This window comes from Marinimicrobium alkaliphilum, assembly GCF_003259155.1.
Lineage (GTDB): Bacteria > Pseudomonadota > Gammaproteobacteria > Pseudomonadales > Cellvibrionaceae > Marinimicrobium_A > Marinimicrobium_A alkaliphilum.
Genome location: NZ_QGMQ01000002.1, coordinates 324,910 through 342,072, shown reverse-complemented (window position 1 = coordinate 342,072; position 17,163 = coordinate 324,910). Strand labels below are relative to the sequence as shown.

The following is a 17,163-nucleotide window of genomic DNA, read 5'->3' as shown; positions in this document are numbered from 1 at the left end:
ATTTGTATAGCCAACCGTAACACCGCTGTTTTCGCGCCGATAACCCGGGCGTGCGGAGGTAGATATTTATGGCACTAACCATTGCCCCCTGCCCCTTTTGCGGCAGTGAACACCTGCATATTCACCACAACGGTCTCAGCCATTGCGTCGTGTGCGAGAGCTGTAAAACCTGCGGCCCTCACTCACCCGCACTCGAAAACGCCATTGGCCACTGGAATCAGGCCCGCCGGCCGACATCGACACCGGACCCCGCTGACCTTCATCCTATGGCCGGCCTGTGGGCGACCGGACACGGCTAAGGCTGAGGCCCGCTCCTAGTTCGCGGGCATACCCAGTTGTTGGCGAATTTCCAGCAGGTCGCGATTGACGGTGCGGCGGAAGTTGTCGATGGCCTCAATGGCCTCAACGTTGGCCTCTACCTTGGCGCTCTGCTCTCGCAAACTGCGCACCTGGTTTTCGGTGCGGGTCAGACGGTCACTGATTGCCTGTAAACGTCCAGTCTGATCCACCACTTGACCGATACGCTCGTTGACCTCACTCAGACGCTCATCCAGCGCCGTGCGACTTTCATTGACCTGACTTTCCAGACGGCCCAGCTTCTCATCAACCGACGAGGTTTGTGAGCGCGCGGCGGATAGGTCGCGACCCAGCTGTTCGAGCTGCTCCTTGTTTTCCGCAATCGCACGACGATTGCGGTCGTGGGATACACCCCAGAGCTTCCGAATTTCCGAATCCGCCCACTGCAGTTTGTCCCTAATTTCATCGACCGTTTCGCTGGATTCATCCGAGGTCAGATCGAGGCGTTCGCGCAGATCGCGAATGCGCTGGTTGGCCAAGGCCAAGTCATCCTGAGTTTCCACCAACTGTAACCCCAGGTAGGCGCTTGCACTCACCCCGGCAAGAGCCACCAGAAGCGCAAGAACGGCCACAATGGGCACTCCCCCACCGGGCGCTGACCCCGAGGGTGGCCTCGGGGGCGGTGGCGGGCGGCGCTTGTCACCGCCCCCTGAGCCCTTATTGCGCTCGGGACGCCCATCGCCACCGGGCTTGGCGTCGGCACCGGGAACAGCGCGCTTTTGGCGCTCGGAAATCTCATCGGGCTCCGGCTTGATACCAGAGAAAGTCGGTTCTTTTCGTTCCATAACTCTGCCAATTAGTAAGGTGCGAGCTCTTATGACCGCTAAATACCAAAAAAAATCAGGCCCTGAGGCCTGATTTTTTTAGAACGGTAAACTTACTGAGTGAAGTTTTCGTTCACAAAATCCCAGTTTACCAACGCCCAAAAGGCGTCCATATACTTGGGACGGGCATTGCGGTAATCGATGTAGTAGGCGTGTTCCCAAACATCCACAGTCAGCAGCGGAGTAACACTGCTGTCAGTCAACGGCGTGCCCGCGTTGCTGGTGTTTACCAGGCCTACGGTACCGTCCGACTTTTTCACCAACCAAGTCCAACCTGAGCCGAAGTTGTTCACCGCTGTAGTGGTGAACTCTTCTTTGAACTTGTCAAAGGAGCCGAAGGCCGCGTTGATGGCGTCAGCCACTGCACCTTTGGCTTCGCCGCCGCCGTTGGGGCTCAGGCAGTGCCAGTAAAAGGTGTGATTCCACACCTGGGCAGCATTGTTGAACACACCGCCGGACGGGGCTGATTTGATGATGTCTTCCAGGCTTTTGCCTTCGTACTCGCTGCCCGGTACCAGACCGTTGAGCTTGTCTACGTAGGTTTTGTGATGCTTGCCGTAGTGGTATTCCAGGGTTTCCGCTGAAATGTGTGGTTCCAGAGCATTCTGCTCGTAGGGAAGTGCGGGTAATTCGAAAGCCATAAGAGTTCTCCTGAACACGGTTAGCGATTAATTGCGCTATCCACCGTTGCAGTCCGGCGCACAGCGTCTAGAACGTCAGCTTTGGGGAGCCCGCTGACTTGTAGGAATATCAACTCATAATAGAAGCGGCCCCGAAGGGCCGCCAGTATAACCCACTTTGGGTAAAGCTGCAGGCCAGGCTTACATCATGCCCATGCCGCCCATTCCACCCATGCCGCCCATATCAGGCGCGCCACCGGCCGCTTTGTCATCTTCCGGCAGGTCAGCGACCATGGCCTCGGTGGTGATCATCAGACCGGCGATGGAGCCGGCAGCTTGCAGCGCCGTGCGAGTCACTTTGGCCGGGTCCAGAATACCGAACTCGAGCATGTCGCCATACTCACCGGTTGCGGCGTTGTAACCGTAGTTGCCGTCGCCTTTCTTCACCTGATCGGCGACCACAGACGGCTCATCACCGGCGTTGGCTACGATCTGGCGCAGCGGGGCTTCCATCGCACGACGGGCAATAGAGATACCGGCGTTCTGGTCTTCGTTGTCGCCCTTCAGGTCGACAATGGCCGCGACGGCGCGCAACAGTGCAGTACCGCCGCCAGGTACGACGCCCTCTTCCACTGCCGCGCGGGTGGCGTGCAGCGCATCTTCAACGCGGGCTTTCTTCTCTTTCATTTCCATTTCGGTAGCGGCGCCCACTTTGATCACCGCTACACCACCGGCCAGCTTAGCCACGCGTTCTTGCAGCTTCTCACGGTCGTAATCGGACGTGGTTTCTTCCATCTGGGTGCGAATCTGGTTAACACGCGCCTGGATGTCGGCGTTGTTGCCAGCACCGTCAACGATCACGGTGTTCTCTTTGGACATGGTGACGCGTTTGGCGCGACCCAAATGCTCCAGAGTGACGCTTTCCAGATCCAGACCGACTTCTTCAGAAATCACCGTACCGCCAGTCAGGATAGCGATATCCTGCAGCATAGCCTTGCGACGGTCGCCGAAGCCCGGCGCCTTACAGGCAGCCACTTTCACGATACCGCGGATGTTGTTGACCACCAGGGTCGCCAGGGCTTCGCCCTCAACATCTTCACCGACGATAACCAGCGGTTTGCCCGACTTGGCCACAGCCTCGAGTACCGGCAGCAGTTCGCGGATATTGGAGATTTTCTTGTCGACCAACAGGATGTAAGGCTCGTCCTGCTCAACCGCCATATTGTCCTGATTGGTGATGAAGTAAGGCGACAGGTAGCCGCGATCAAACTGCATACCCTCAACCACGTCCAGCTCGTTCTCCAGGCTGGTGCCTTCCTCAACGGTGATCACACCCTCTTTGCCCACTTTTTCCATCGCCTTGGCGATCAGCTCGCCCACGATGCTGTCGCTGTTGGCCGAGATGGTACCCACTTGGGAAATCGCCTTGCTGTCGGTGCAGGGCTGAGAGATAGAGCGGATGTGCTCAACGGCGGCGATTACGGCTTTGTCGATACCGCGCTTGAGATCCATCGGGTTCATGCCTGCCGCAACGGACTTGAGGCCTTCATTGACGATGGACTGGGCCAATACAGTGGCGGTTGTGGTGCCGTCGCCGGCGTCGTCAGAGGCACGTGAGGCCACTTCCTTGACCATTTGCGCACCCATGTTTTCAAACTTGTCTTTCAGGCTGATCTCTTTAGCAACAGAGACGCCGTCTTTGGTGACGGTCGGTGCGCCAAAAGACTTCTCCAGGACCACATTACGACCCTTGGGGCCAAGAGTGGCCTTTACTGCGTCGGCCAGGATGTTGACACCGGCTACCATACGCTGACGAGCACTGTCGCCAAATTTCACTTGCTTCGCTGACATAATTCAATTCCTTCCAATCAATCGTTTATTCAAACTGGGATAGGGTTACGCGCTGTCCGTAATCAGGACAACACGGCCTTGATGTCGCTCTCGCTGAGGATGACCAGCTCTTCGCCGTCTACCTCGATGGTGTCGCTACCGGCGTACTTGCCGAAAACCACCACGTCACCGACTTTTACGTCAACCGGGCGGGTCTCGCCGTTATCCAGCACGCGGCCGTTACCGACGGCAACCACCTCACCCTGATTGGGCTTTTCCTTGGCTGAACCCGGCAACACGATGCCGCCAGCGGTCTTTTCTTCCTCTTCCTTGCGGCGAACCACAACACGATCGTGTAAAGGACGAATTTTCATGGACTGTTATCTCCAAATAGCGTGGTTGAACTGAAATTAAGCCGGGTTTACCCGGGAGTGATGCCTATATGGTGTCGGCCGATAAAATTTCAAGGGCCGATCACGAAGGCCAGGTGCCGCTTTGGGGCCCTGGCTCGGCTGTGTACTGAGGTGGGGTTGGATTTGGGGATTTCAATACCCAAGGGGCGGATTTTTTTAGCGCTCGTCGTCCTTGCGCTCAAAATCCCCCTCCAGGGTGCGACCGGACGAGGGATCCTTGGTCGGCGGGGTAACGTCCTTGGCGCGGCCTTGGGTATGATAGACATGAACCGAGGACATTCCGCCTGCCCGGGACAGCCAGCGTTGCGCCAGATACTGGCGCAGGGGCGGCAGAAGCAGGGCGAAACCGACCACATCGGTGGCAAATCCCGGCACAATCATCAAAATCCCGGTGAGCACAAGCAACAGCCCCTCGACCATCTCACGTGCGGGCGCCTCGCCCTCGGCAACCCGTTGATTGAAGCGCATCAGGGTGGAAAGCCCCTGCAGGCGAACCAATACCAGACCAACGGCCGCTGTCAGCAGAATCAATGCGATGGTTGCAAAGGCCCCGATCTCGCTGCCGACTTGAATCAGGAGCCAGATTTCGGTGATCGGAATCAGAATAAGTACCAGTAAAACCAAGCCCATAAGGCCTCCGTGTAATATTGCGGCTACCAGTCGTAGCTCAGGCCAATGCGCATCCGCACGTCTTCGCGCTTGCGCCCCTGTTGCGGCGTATTATCGACATTGTAGTCCAGGCTCAGCTCCGAGCGCAGCTGCCCTATCAGTGTGGTGCTCAGGCCCGTGGTGCTGGTGAGCTGCCAATCTTCGGTTTCCTGGAACGAACGCACCAGCTCATTGCGATGGTACATGTTGACCCCCAGAGGCAACCGGTAGCGAAAGTCCATACCCACACGCCAGGCGGCCCGTTCATCACTGCTGCTAAAATCGGAATCGGGGCTTTCGGGCGCCAGGTAGGCTTCATAGAGGTACATCAGACCGGCGGTAAACGCGAGTGCCGTGCGCTGATTCTCCCAAACCTGTAAACCGGTACCACTACCGGCGGTATAATAATGAGAGATACTGCGCTGCTCGTCGCGTCCCAGGGTGGTGTCGTTGAACCAGAACCAGCGCTCGCGAAAGAACCAATCGATCCGGTAACGCCCACCCCATTTTTTTTCCGGTGAGCCGTGGTTGCGAGAATAGCTGGCATACTCCAGGCTGGCGTTGTGACGCCAGTCGGCGCGCCGGTATTCAGTGCTCGTGAACAACCGCCAGTCGTCACGAATTTCGTTGCCCCGGGCATAGTTACCCGAAATATTCAGGCGCCCGTGGTAACTGTAGTCACCGGCAATAAAGCTCTCGTAGGGGATGATATTACTGAATGAGGCAAGCGGAACCCGCCGCTGAGTCGGATCGCCACCGCAGATATAAATCAGAAATTCGTCTTCCATACCCTCGATCAGACAGGGTGTGCTCACGCCGTCGATCTTCATGGGTGTCGTGGTCTCGATGTTGCTCACCTGCTCCTGAGGGATGCTCAGGCGCCCGAAATGGCGCGATGCCCAGACAATTTTCCCGTCTTCAACCCGCACAAAGCGCCCCTCGACCCGGTCGCCATTGCGCAGGTCGAGCGTACCGGCGAGCGCGCCAGGCGTGCTCGCCAGCGCGACCGCCACCACACCTCCCGCCAATACCCGTAGTGCCCCAATAAGTTGTCTCACGCTAATACCTGATCAATGGTCTCTTGGTTGTCGCCGCTGTAGCTGGAGCCGCCCATGCCCACACGGACTGGCCAGCAACTGGTCGTTTGAGGGGATTATCGTTATGAGGTTCACTCCGGATTGCCAGCGTCCGGATGAATGAGGGTTCGTATTTTCACCGACCGCCTGGCACACGCAGTGAGCAGCGTGGCTTTGGCGGCGGATATTAACACATTGGACAAGCGTTGAACAAAGCGACGAAGCGTATCAACAAACACTGACGTTTCTTTGCGGTTGCTTTACCCCGGGTCTTTGGCAACAGTCGGCGTTGCTCGCCGGAATACGTCACCCAGGCGGTGGGTCAGCTTGTGCCGGATACTGATCAGCAGCAACAACCCCGGAATGGCCATCACGGCGGTAATCGCGAAGAAAACCGCCCAATTGCCCCCGAGTACATCCACCATATAACCACTGCCTGCCGCCAGGGATGTGCGACTGAGGTTTCCAAGCGAGGCCATAAGCGCATACTGGCTTGCGGTGTAAACCTTACTGGTCAAAAATGAAATAAACGCCACAAAGGCAACCGTAGAAAACGCTGTGGTGAAATTATCAACAATCACTGCCACCGCGAAGACGCCCATATGAGGCCCGACCACCGCCATCAGCGAGAACATCAGGTTCGCCAGGGCCATCGCCACGCCACTGATCAACAACCCCCGGAAAATACCCAGGCGGACATTGATCAGGCCACTGAGCAGAATGAAGCCAACCATGGTAAACCAGCCCATAAAGCCGCTGACCATCGCGATCTGGTTGTGTGTCAGGCCCAGCTCCAGGTAAAACACCGTGGCCATACGCCCCATAAAGGCTTCGCCCACCTTGAACAGCACGATGAAACTGAGAATCAGCACCGCCAGACGCCAGCCATTGCGGCGCACAAACTCTGCCAGCGGATGCACCGCCGTGACGGTCAGCCAAGCCCCCGCAGCGGCCAGGGCGCCGGTGCTTCCGGTAGCCGCGAGGGTTTCACGCACCTTCGCCTCGTCTTCGGCCTGATGCGCTTCGCGATCGGATACCGGCTCAGGCAACAACAGGGTCACCAGCAAGAGCACGGCCATGACACCGGCCAAAAAGAAGTAAGCCGCCGTCCAGCCGCTATCAGCCTGGCCCGCAATCATAAACGCGACCGCGCCGGGCAAGCCCGCACCGGTCCACCAGCCCGCGGCGGTAACTGCCGAGCCCGCTGCCAATTTGCGGCTCTCCTCCGCAGGAATCATTTCAATCCGATAGGCATCAACCCCCACATCCTGAGTGGCCGAGGAGAACACAATCAACGCAGCGGCCAATACCGTCGCGCCAGTGCCCAAGCCAGGATCCGTGGTTGCAATGGCCAGGGTACCCAGCAAGATCCCGATCTGCGCCAGCAGAATCCACCCACGCCGCTGCCCCATGCGCGCGCACACCCACGGCAGGCGCACCCGGTCCAGCAGCGGCGCCCAGAGAAAATTGAGGGCATAAATCATGGTGACGCTGCCCAGAATGCCAATGCTGGTTCGGGTCAGCCCCGAATCAGACAACCACGCGGAAAACGTACTGCCGATCAGGGCCCAGGGAAACCCACTGGCAAACCCGAGCACGAAAATAAACAGCAAGCGCCGATCGACGAACAGGGAAAAATAAGACTTCATAGGGGGTAACCGTCAAGGCACTCGCGCGCGGGCGCAGCCGCACGCAATGAGGAAGTGGGCATCAATCCCGAAAGTTGTTGAACTGCAGCGGCATGTCGATGCCCTCGGCCTCGCGCAGCAGTGCGATGGCCTGTTGCAGGTCATCGCGCTTCTTGCCCGTGACCCGCACCTGATCACCCTGAATCTGGGACTGTACTTTGATTTTACTGTCCTTGAGCAACCTGACAATTTTTTTGCACATATCGGACTCCAGCCCGGTACGCACAACCACCTCCTGCTTGACCTGTTTGCCCGAAGGCTTGGGGTCCTTGATCTCCAGGCAGATGATATCGATGTTGTTTTTCAGGAGCGCCCCCTGAAGCACATCGAGCATCTGTTGCACCTGAAAGTCCGCATCGGCGGTGAGGGTGACTTGAAAGTCATTGCGCTCAAAACTGGCGTCGACGCCCTTGAAGTCATAGCGATTACCGATCAGGCGATTGGCTTGATCAACGGCGTTGGTCAAATCGTGCTTGTCGACCTCGGACACCACATCAAAAGACGGCATAATGTTATTTCCTTAGACAATAAGTTAGACAGGCACTTTATACCAGCAGCGTCACCAGTGCGACAAGGCTGACCCAGAGTAACAACGACCGGGAAAAGAGCGCTTGGGTGACCTTGATCATGGTGCGCGAATAAGGCTTGGGCTCCCCCACGGGCACCTCATCATCAACCTCACTCTCCTCGCTTTCGTCATCCTGTGCAGGTACCGTTTCAGGACCAGCGGCGGCGGGCTGCTCGGCACGCCCCAGCGCACCGGAGAGGCAGGTCGCCAGCACCGCCATGGATGTGCTGCTGAAGTCGGTCAGGCTGCGCTGCCAGCGTTTGATGCACAGGTCAAAGTCGCCCACCAGGGCCCAGGTCAACCCCAGCACCCGGACCGCAGGCCATTCCACGAGCCACAGCCAACGACGCGCCAGGAGCAAGTCAGTGTTCGCTTCCTGCTCCCGGTAAAGGACACTCAAGCGATAAAGCAAAGCACCCACCGGCCCGAATATAAAGAACCAGAAAATAACAGCAAACATCCGCTCAAAGCCGCGATATCCGATGACCCGCAGCGCCTCGGCGTGCAAACTCGGCCAATCGTCGCTGTCGAGCTCATCGCGCTCATGTCCCGCACCGCCGCGCAGCTGGTCAAGCGCCGTCACCGCCGCCACCGAGTCCTCGCGTCGACTGGCGACGAGGTACGCCTTGATGTCGGCGCTGAAGTCACCCCGCCCAAGACTGTAGAGGAGCACGGGTACGTAAACCAAAATCGCCCAGAACGGCGAAAACAGCGCGCCGATCAAGCCGATGACCAAACCGAGCACCAACAGCGGAATCGCCAAACTCAAGGCCAGATGCAGCGCGGGCCAACCGTCGACAACCGGCAGGGTCTTCAAACGCTCCTGCAGCATCACAAACCAACCATCTTTTTGCAACGGCGCCCCGGAGCCCCAGAACTGCACCAGCGCTAACACCACAATTACCGTGAGAAATATCATTGCAGATTCCTTTTTTAATCAGCGCGTAGACGTCGATCGACGCTCGCGCACTCAGCGGCACTATACCGCCAACAGTTGGCGAAAATATGACCAATCAAATGCGGATCCGGGATCCGTTTTACGCCCCGGGGCAATATCGGCATGTCCCGTGATTCGATCTGCGCTCAGGCCCGGGTAATGACGCATCAGGGTGCGCGCCACCGCACTCAATTGCTGATACTGCGCCTCAGTGTAGGGCTGCTCGTCGGTTCCTTCCAGTTCGACCCCGATACTGAAGTCATTGCAGTTTTCCCGCCCCCGGTAACGCGACTGTCCCGCATGCCAGGCGCGCCGCTCGAAGGGTACAAACTGCGTGAGCGCGCCAGTGCGTTCAATCAGCAGGTGTGCCGACACTTTGAGCGCGGCAATCTCCACGAAATAGGGGTGCTCATCAGGTGGCAACTGATTGCAGAAAAACCGCTGAACACAACCGGTGCCAAACTGGCCCGGCGGCAGACTGATATTGTGAACCACCAACAAGTCAATGGCGACCCCTGCGGGACGGTCATTGCAGTTGGGTGAAGGGCACAGCCGGGCGCTGCGCAACCAGCCGTCATCGATACCCCAGGGGTCGCGGCTCACCTCAAGACTCCAGCCAGATCTCTTGGGCCCAGTGCCAGACCGAGGGCCAGGTTTCCTCGGTCAGCTCCCCCGAACACCAATAAACCACTTCACCTTCCGGCTCCACGGCATAGAAGCCCTGGGCAGTTTCACACAGCGGGGCCAAGTGGCGGGGCATTCCCTCATCCCAGGCTCGAGCCGCGACATCGGACAGGTAGGTATGACTGCTCGGATCCGCCGCCGTCACCGGCTCGAGGGAGCCGATGATCAGATCGCTGGCCTCCAACAAAAACGTGCGCAATTCACGCGGCAAAGGCAGCAACAGCTCCTCTTCCACCACCACCAGTTGATCATGGGTGGGAAGCTCAAGCGGCACAGGCACTGCCTGATGGCGCTCGCGCAGTAAATCAATCATATCGTCCATAACGGGCTTTCTGTCAGTAAAGTGATTAGGGTGCACTGGCCAAGCGTGCGCGAATGGCGGCCACCAAGCGGTAGCTGCGATTCAGGTAGGCCGCCTTGACCAGCGAATGATTGGCCAGAATTCCGTAGCCGCTGCCATTGAGAATCACTGGACTGCGCAGACGGCGCTGACTGTCGGCCAGCTCCCCACGCAACTCCTCCAGCAAGGGGGCCAAGCCCTGACGGGCGACCACGTCGGCAAAATCCCGCTCGAGCGCCTGGATAAAATGGTGTAGCGCCCAAGCCGATCCCCGCGCTTCAAAAAACACATTGTCCAGATCCCGCCAACGCGTGCGGCCAATCATGCCCTCGTCATTGCCGTCCTGATCCTCCAGCCATTGCGGAGCCCGCACATCGCCGACGCTGGCGTTAAGGCGCGCCACCAACAGCTCCAGGGCCTGCTCGACCTCGGCCAACCAGGCATCAAGGGGCCCGCGCCGGGCATCGAAGTTCGCCTCACCGGCCTGCAGGCGCTCGAGATAGTTCTCCGTTTTGGCGATGCCGTCACGGTAGCGCGACTCACTCGCCGGCATTATCCAGCTGCGGTGATTGAACTGGAAACGCGAGGCGGCAAGCGTCAGCTCACTGTCGGCACCCCCTGTGAAGTGCTGATCAAGCGCTCCACTAAGCAAGCGCACCTGCTGCAGCACCCCGTACTCCCAACTGGGCATGTTATCCAGCCACACCCCCGGCGGGGCAATATCATTAGCCAGGTAGCCGCCGCGCTTGTCGAGTAGGGTCTGAGCGACATCGATCACGCCAACACTGAGCGCCGCGCCAGGAGGCACCGACCTGTCTTCAAACCGCCGGTCCACACCAGCTTGCAGCTCCATCAAGGCTGGCGGGCGACTCCAGAATACACCCAGCACCAAAGTAATAAGCAAATAAGCAACCAATAAACCCGCCCCAAAGCGCCAATAGCGCCAAGCGCGATTAACGTCATCGCGGGTGTCGGCAACGGTGTCGCGGGTCTTGCGCAAGCCGGCAACCCACAGTTGCCGGGCTTTCGATAAAGGCATCGCGGGATCTCCCGATCAGTGGTGGGATTGGCGCGACAGCGAGCGCACCATCACTGGCACAGTCAGAGATTCGCCGTCGTCGAATACGATTGTCAGGTCCAGCTCGTCACCTACGCCGATACCTTCCTGTAATCCAAACAGCATAATATGATAGCCGCCCGGGGCGAACGCCAGGGTAGCACCTGCCTCGACACTGACACTTTCCTCCTTGCGCATACGCATCATACCGTCGCTGTGGGTGTGGCTGTGAATTTCAGCCCGCTCGGCAAAGTCGGCCTGCACGGCCACCAACGTGACCGACGCCTCGGTGTGGTTGTGCAACGTAAAAAAGCCCGCACTGACGTTGCGCCCGGGCACCGGTGCCCGGACATAACCGTCCTCAACGCTCACGCCCGCCCCCGCCATCGCGGCCGGGAGCCCCACCAGCGAGAGCGTCAGGGCGGCGGCCGCCGCTCTCAGGAATGTTGCAATGCACTTCATCATTATTTTCCTCTTTGTCGTCAGCCACTTGGGGGTCAGATGGGCGGCAACACCCTGACCCCGGGCGGCGATTGTATGGCAATGTCACCGCGGAGCAAAAATCCGGGCACGGCCGCGCGCATCTGCTGATAGATCCAGCGGCCCTCAGCGTCGTTTCGAGCGCTGATCAATATACTGGCGCCCTGTTCACGCACCTGCTCAGCCAGCTCAACCAACTGCGCCGCTACCGCGTCGGAGCGGGCGCTAAGCGCTCCCGAATCAAGCCGGTGGAAGCTTCCCTCAGCGCCACCTTGGGCACGTACACGCGCTTCGGCCTGGGCTTCAATGGTTGCGCGCACTTCCGCCACCAAATCACTCTCAGGGTCAATGGAAGCGGCCTGGGCAAGCGCCCGACGCGCACCGCGATGGTCACTATTGGCCGCTGCCGTGCGCGCGCTATCCAGGTAGCTGAGCATAATCGCCTGAATCCCAGTGCGCGCCATGGCATTATCGGGCTCGATCAACAACACCTGCTGATAATAATCGTAGGCGTTATCGCGCGAAGGCTCCAGTAATCGCCCTGCCGACAGGGCTCGGTCGCCCCGATTCAGGAGCGTGTCGATCCGCCCCTGCCAGTCATAAGGTTGGTAGTCGACAGCGGGCTCGGGAGGTGCCTCAGGCTCTGGGCCGGATGCGCCGGCCGGCACCTCGACAGGTTCTGGCGCGGACTGGCAACCTGCCATCAGCAGCACCCCCAGAGCGCCGCCCAGCAGGCGTTTCGATTTACTCGTCTGCATCACCACACATCCCGGTCATTTCCGTTACAATATCGCACTGCTGGCCAATACTACCCGAAAGCCGCGCTCAGGCGCAGCCTTCCCTGGCCAAAACCTCCAACAATGAGCATCGGCATCTATGTTGCACCGGTTACTTTCTCTTCTATATCGAACCGTTGACCTCGCACCCGCCTTTCACTGGCAGCTTCCCGCACCAAGTCGACTGTCCCGGTCGCTTGCAATGGCCCTGGCGCTGTTCGCAAGCGCGCTGGCGAGCGCCCAGGACCCGTTCGGCGGCAGCCGCAGTGGCGGCACGGACATTCTCGGCAACAGCGACGACTTTCTGCCGGTAGAGGAAGCCTTTCAACTGGAAGCCGCCGTCCACAACGATCGTCTGGTACTGCATTGGGATGTTGCCCCGGAATACTACCTCTACGAGGAACGCTTCCGCTTGGCCCCGGTTGACGCCGAGCTTCCCGGGCACAGTTTCTCCCGCGCTGGGCGCGTGGTGTTCGACGAGTACTTTGAGCGCGACATGGAAGTGTTTTACGGCACCGCGACCCTCTACGTCGACCTGGACACCGCAACGTCCCCTTTCGCCCTGGAAGTGGTCTCCCAAGGCTGCGCGGACGCCGGGCTCTGCTACCCTCCCCACAGTGACTACTTGTGGGTCGACCCTCAAACCGGCGAAGTCACCCGGTTGGAACGGGCCCAGTTTTTTGACTATCGCGATGGGAGTGAGCAGCCAGCCGATGGCGCTGAATCGATCGCAAGCAGTGCCTGGCTCGGCTACGCCCTGCTGTTTGCCTTGCTCGGCGGGGTTATTCTCAACCTGATGCCCTGCGTCTTTCCTGTATTGTCGATCAAAGTGCTGAGCCTGGCTCAGGCCGATCGCGCACGCCTGCCCCTGCACGGGTGGGCCTACACAGCGGGGGTTGTCGCGAGCTTTGTCGCCATTGCCGTTGCCTTACTGGTCGCACGGGCGGGCGGCGAGGCCGTGGGCTGGGGCTTTCAATTGCAATCACCCCTACTCATTGCGGGGCTGGCGTACCTGTTCTTTGTTCTGGGGCTGAGCTTGTCCGGCCTGCTGCACTTGGGCACCCGCTTGATGGGCGCGGGTCAGTCGCTGACCCAACGCAGCGGGCTGAGCGGCTCTTTCTTCACCGGTGTTCTCGCCAGCGTGGTTGCCAGCCCCTGCACCGCCCCATTTATGGGGGCCGCCCTGGGCTTTGCCCTGACTCAGCCCGCCCTGGTCAGCCTGAGCGTATTTGCCGCTCTGGGGCTGGGCATGGCACTGCCCTTGCTGGCCCTGTGTTACGCCCCCGGCCTGGCACGTAAACTACCCCAACCCGGCCCCTGGATGGACACCCTCAAACAATTGTTGGCCTTCCCTCTCTACTTGTCTGCGGCTTGGCTGTTGTGGGTCCTGGGCAGACAGGCGGGCAGCGACGCCATTGTTGCCGCCATTGTTGGCATGATTCTGATTGCCTTTGCCTGCTGGCTCAGCCATCGCCACACCCGCACCCATCGCGGCCTGATGATTCGGCGCGGCTTTGCGGTTATCGCCTGGCTGCTGGCCCTGGCGCTGCCCTGGCACTGGCTGAACAGCCAAAACGAAACCAACCGCTGGCAGGCCTATACCCCCGAGCGCCTCCAGCAGCTACGCGCTGAAGGTCGCCCGGTATTTATCAATCTCACGGCTGACTGGTGCCTGACCTGCCTCGCCAATGAACGCATGGTACTGAGCACCGGTGACGTCGAGGCGGCCTTTGACGAGCACGGCGTTGTCACGCTGAAGGGCGACTGGACCAACACCAACCCGCAAATCACCGCTCTACTGGAAAATTACGGCCGCAGCGGCGTCCCGCTTTACCTCTGGTACCCGGCGGGGCGCGAAGGAGCAGCAGACATTTTGCCCCAAGTGCTGACCCGAAACCGCGTCATCAACACAATAAACGGTACGTTAACCCCATAATCACCCCATGATAGCGGACGTTACCTAAGTATTCGCCGAAGATGGAAACAACACCTTCAATCTCGCCCCCAACAGGTCGCGATTGGAGGTTATCGTGTCGAAACATGCCCCCTGCGGCCACTAGCGCACCTCGTCTTATCCGAAAAACCGGCCTAATTTCTTTAATCGTGCAGACAAAACACCGGATTTGTCACAATTTTTACTCAGGGCGTGGACACGCCCGCGCTTTTGCGGCAAACTTCTCCTCACACCATCAAAAGCATCATGCTCGGCAGCAACCGGCCTGGCAACGGCCCCATCGCAGGGCAACCGCCAGAGACAATCGCCGGAAACGCGCGCATATAACAGGTACTGGATCGGATTTATGGCAACCATCTTGGTTTTACACGGCCCCAATTTAAATCTTCTGGGCTCTCGCGAGCCCGGGATTTACGGTGCCACCAGCCTGGAAACCATCAATCGTGATCTGACCGAGCGCTGCATCGAAGCGGGCCACCACCTGCAAACGCTGCAGAGCAACGCCGAGTACGAGCTGATCGACCGAATTCACGACGCCCGCAAGGAAGGCGTGGACTTCATTCTGATAAACCCGGCAGCCTTTACCCATACCAGCGTGGCACTCCGAGACGCCCTGCTGGCGGTGGCTATCCCCTTTATCGAAGTCCACCTGTCCAATGTGCATGCGCGCGAAGCCTTTCGTCAGCATTCGTATTTTTCCGACGTCGCTCAAGGTGTGATCTGCGGCTTTGGTGCCAACAGCTACACGCTGGCACTGGAAGCGGCCTTCGCACACCTGAACACACACGCGTGACCCGAGAACTTCACGTGATTAAGACTCTTGCCAAAAGAGCAGTAACACCCGTGAGAGATTGTTTTCCGCCTACATGCGGCAAATCAGTCAACCGATTTGAAAAACAATACTCTGATTGGAGAAGGGCACGATGAAAAAAGTAACAACATTGCTCGCAGCGGCCTTTGTAAGCCTGCTGGCGATCGTACAAGCACATGCCGGGAACCCGGTTATTCGCGACCGCTTTACCGCCGACCCAGCGCTTCTGGTTCACGACGGGCGCGCCTATCTGTATGCGGGCCACGACGAAGCGGCCGAAGATGGCAACTTCTTTGTCATGAACGAGTGGGTCATCTACTCGTCCGACGACATGCTCAACTGGCAGTATGAAAACGCTGTACCGCGCTCGATTTTCGAATGGGCACGTCGCCCCACCGCCTGGGCAGCACAGGCCATTGAACGCGACGGCAAGTTCTACTGGTATGTGACCGTACTCAACGACGCACCGGATGAACCCGAGAAAAACGGCTTTGCCATCGGCGTTGCGGTTTCCGACAATCCGGTCGACGGCTGGCGTGACGCTCTCGGGGGTCCCCTGGTCAGTAGCGATATGACGGAAGCGCCGGCGCACATGCAGTCACACGAAACCTGGGACAACATCGACCCAACCGTGTATATCGACGATGACGGTCAGGCCTTTCTCTACTGGGGAAACAGCCACCTTTACTACGCCAAACTCAAAGACAACATGCTCGAACTGGATGGTGATATCGTGCAGGTCGAAATTCAGGATATGCCCGGTACCTTTACCGAAGGCCCCTACCTGCACAAGCACAATGACACCTACTACATGACCTACGCCATGGATTATCCCGAGCGTATCGGCTACGCCACTGCGCCCAGCCTAGAAGGCCCCTGGTCCTACGGCGGCCTGCTGCTGGATGTTCTGCCCGACACCGGGACCAGCCACCCAGCCGTGGAATATTTCGATGGCCAGTGGTACTTCATTTACCACACCGCCGCGCTGCCCACCGGCGGCAACTATCGCCGCGCCGTATCGATCGAGAAATTCGATCACAACGCCGACGGCAGTATTGACCAATTAATAGCGACAGCCTCGGGTATTGCCTACACTCCTTACAGGCTCCAGGTTATGGCCGGCCCAAATCACTTTTTGCGCCACCAGAACCGTACGCCCAAGATTGCCAACCCGGGCGAGCCGCTGCTCAGCCCCAATCACGACGAACGCCTGGCCGCTTACGACTACAAGTGGCACGTGGTTCCCGGGCTCGCCAATGACGGAAGCGACTATGTTTCACTGCAGGCAGAGAATCTGCCTGGCTTTTACCTGAAGCGCACCAGCACTGGGCGCGTGATCATTGCCAAGCACGATGGCAGTGACGACTTTGAACGACTCGCCACCTTTAAAAAGGTTCGCGGTCTGGCGGATCGCCAGTGGACCTCTTTGCAGGCCTACGGCGAGCGCAACAAATACCTGGTTCAGCGCGGTTTGGATGACGTCCGTGTCGATTCGGTCAGCCGAAACGAACGCGAACGCGCCACCTTCCGCCTTCAGGAAGTCACCGAATAATTTCGGTTTTCAACATGCCCGCCACTGCGGTGGCGGGCTCAGTATTGACAGTCATGAGAGGGCACTATGGATATTCGCAAGATCAAAAAACTCATTGAGTTGCTCGAAGAATCCGATATCGGCGAGCTGGAAATTAAAGAAGGTGAAGAGTCGGTGCGCATCAGCCGCAACTCACCGAACGCTGGCTACGCCATGCCGCCCCAGTACGCCTATGCAGCGCCCGCGCCCGCTCCTGCACCCGCAGCGCCGGCAGCGGCCGAGCCCGCCGCCGCAGCGCCGGCAGCACCAGTTTCCTCTGGCCATCAAGTCAAATCGCCCATGGTCGGTACCTTCTATCGCTCACCCAGCCCCGGCTCAGCCGCGTTTATCGAGGTGGGGCAGCATGTAAAAGCCGGCGAAGTCATTTGCATCATCGAAGCCATGAAGATGATGAATCAGATCGAAGCCGACAAAGCAGGCGTCATCGAAGCCATTCTGGTCGAGGACGGCGAGCCGGTGGAGTTTGATCAGCCGCTGGTCACCATCGTATAAACCAGACGACTGAGGAG

At 58.9% G+C, this 17,163-nt stretch carries 19 protein-coding genes; 5 read left to right on the top strand and 14 right to left on the bottom strand.

Features of this window, described 5'->3' with window-relative positions; all coding sequences use genetic code 11:
• The first annotated feature begins 68 nt into the window (after positions 1-68).
• Positions 69-299 carry a Lar family restriction alleviation protein gene (locus DKW72_RS05035; protein ID WP_111641230.1) on the top strand — a complete coding sequence of 77 codons (231 nt, stop codon included), beginning with the start codon at positions 69-71 and terminating at the stop codon, positions 297-299.
• A gap of 15 nt (positions 300-314) precedes the next feature.
• On the opposite strand, the gene DKW72_RS05030 is transcribed toward DKW72_RS05035, so the two are convergent.
• From DKW72_RS05030 to DKW72_RS04965, 14 genes are all read right to left on the bottom strand, one after another.
• Complete coding sequence (locus tag DKW72_RS05030; protein ID WP_111641229.1) at positions 315-1,142, bottom strand: hypothetical protein; 828 nt, start codon at positions 1,140-1,142, stop codon at positions 315-317.
• Between the two features lie 92 nt (positions 1,143-1,234).
• Positions 1,235-1,822, bottom strand: a complete 588-nt coding sequence (sodB, locus tag DKW72_RS05025) for a superoxide dismutase [Fe] (protein ID WP_111641228.1) — start codon at positions 1,820-1,822, stop codon at positions 1,235-1,237.
• A gap of 180 nt (positions 1,823-2,002) precedes the next feature.
• Entirely contained in the window at positions 2,003-3,652 is a 1,650-nt protein-coding gene (gene groL / locus DKW72_RS05020) for a chaperonin GroEL (RefSeq protein ID WP_111641227.1), read from the bottom strand.
• Between the two features lie 62 nt (positions 3,653-3,714).
• A complete protein-coding gene (gene groES / locus DKW72_RS05015; RefSeq protein ID WP_111641226.1) occupies positions 3,715-4,005 on the bottom strand; it encodes a co-chaperone GroES in 291 nt (96 codons plus the stop codon).
• A gap of 195 nt (positions 4,006-4,200) precedes the next feature.
• Positions 4,201-4,674 carry an FxsA family protein gene (locus tag DKW72_RS05010; RefSeq protein WP_111641225.1) on the bottom strand — a complete coding sequence of 158 codons (474 nt, stop codon included), beginning with the start codon at positions 4,672-4,674 and terminating at the stop codon, positions 4,201-4,203.
• A gap of 23 nt (positions 4,675-4,697) precedes the next feature.
• On the bottom strand, positions 4,698-5,750 hold the full coding sequence (locus tag DKW72_RS05005) for a DUF481 domain-containing protein (RefSeq protein ID WP_157960395.1): 1,053 nt from the start codon (positions 5,748-5,750) through the stop codon (positions 4,698-4,700).
• A 278-nt stretch (positions 5,751-6,028) separates the two neighbouring features.
• Positions 6,029-7,417: an AmpG family muropeptide MFS transporter gene (locus DKW72_RS05000; protein ID WP_111641223.1), complete on the bottom strand. Its 1,389-nt coding sequence runs from the start codon at positions 7,415-7,417 to the stop codon at positions 6,029-6,031.
• Between the two features lie 61 nt (positions 7,418-7,478).
• Complete coding sequence (locus DKW72_RS04995) at positions 7,479-7,964, bottom strand: YajQ family cyclic di-GMP-binding protein (RefSeq protein WP_111641222.1); 486 nt, start codon at positions 7,962-7,964, stop codon at positions 7,479-7,481.
• A 37-nt stretch (positions 7,965-8,001) separates the two neighbouring features.
• Complete coding sequence (ampE, locus tag DKW72_RS04990) at positions 8,002-8,943, bottom strand: regulatory signaling modulator protein AmpE (RefSeq protein ID WP_111641221.1); 942 nt, start codon at positions 8,941-8,943, stop codon at positions 8,002-8,004.
• Positions 8,944-9,003: 60 nt separating this feature from the next.
• The gene (ampD, locus tag DKW72_RS04985) at positions 9,004-9,564 is read right to left on the bottom strand and encodes a 1,6-anhydro-N-acetylmuramyl-L-alanine amidase AmpD (RefSeq protein WP_232522318.1); all 561 of its coding nucleotides are present in this window, start codon (positions 9,562-9,564) and stop codon (positions 9,004-9,006) included.
• 1 nt (position 9,565) lies between these two features.
• Positions 9,566-9,967: an SMI1/KNR4 family protein gene (locus DKW72_RS04980; protein WP_111641220.1), complete on the bottom strand. Its 402-nt coding sequence runs from the start codon at positions 9,965-9,967 to the stop codon at positions 9,566-9,568.
• 25 nt (positions 9,968-9,992) lie between these two features.
• Positions 9,993-11,024, bottom strand: a complete 1,032-nt coding sequence (locus tag DKW72_RS04975; RefSeq protein ID WP_111641219.1) for a DUF2333 family protein — start codon at positions 11,022-11,024, stop codon at positions 9,993-9,995.
• Between the two features lie 15 nt (positions 11,025-11,039).
• Entirely contained in the window at positions 11,040-11,507 is a 468-nt protein-coding gene (locus DKW72_RS04970) for a copper chaperone PCu(A)C (RefSeq protein WP_111641218.1), read from the bottom strand.
• A gap of 32 nt (positions 11,508-11,539) precedes the next feature.
• Positions 11,540-12,280, bottom strand: coding sequence for a hypothetical protein (locus DKW72_RS04965; protein WP_111641217.1), 741 nt, complete (start codon positions 12,278-12,280; stop codon positions 11,540-11,542).
• 220 nt (positions 12,281-12,500) lie between these two features.
• Between DKW72_RS04965 and DKW72_RS04960 the strand changes: the two genes are divergently transcribed.
• From DKW72_RS04960 to accB, 4 genes are all read left to right on the top strand, one after another.
• Positions 12,501-14,234, top strand: coding sequence for a protein-disulfide reductase DsbD family protein (locus tag DKW72_RS04960; RefSeq protein ID WP_111641216.1), 1,734 nt, complete (start codon positions 12,501-12,503; stop codon positions 14,232-14,234).
• Positions 14,235-14,598: 364 nt separating this feature from the next.
• Entirely contained in the window at positions 14,599-15,045 is a 447-nt protein-coding gene (aroQ, locus tag DKW72_RS04955) for a type II 3-dehydroquinate dehydratase (RefSeq protein WP_111641215.1), read from the top strand.
• A 130-nt stretch (positions 15,046-15,175) separates the two neighbouring features.
• Positions 15,176-16,615 carry a family 43 glycosylhydrolase gene (locus DKW72_RS04950; protein ID WP_111641214.1) on the top strand — a complete coding sequence of 480 codons (1,440 nt, stop codon included), beginning with the start codon at positions 15,176-15,178 and terminating at the stop codon, positions 16,613-16,615.
• Positions 16,616-16,681: 66 nt separating this feature from the next.
• The gene (gene accB, locus DKW72_RS04945; RefSeq protein ID WP_111641213.1) at positions 16,682-17,146 is read left to right on the top strand and encodes an acetyl-CoA carboxylase biotin carboxyl carrier protein; all 465 of its coding nucleotides are present in this window, start codon (positions 16,682-16,684) and stop codon (positions 17,144-17,146) included.
• The last annotated feature ends 17 nt before the right edge of the window (positions 17,147-17,163 follow it).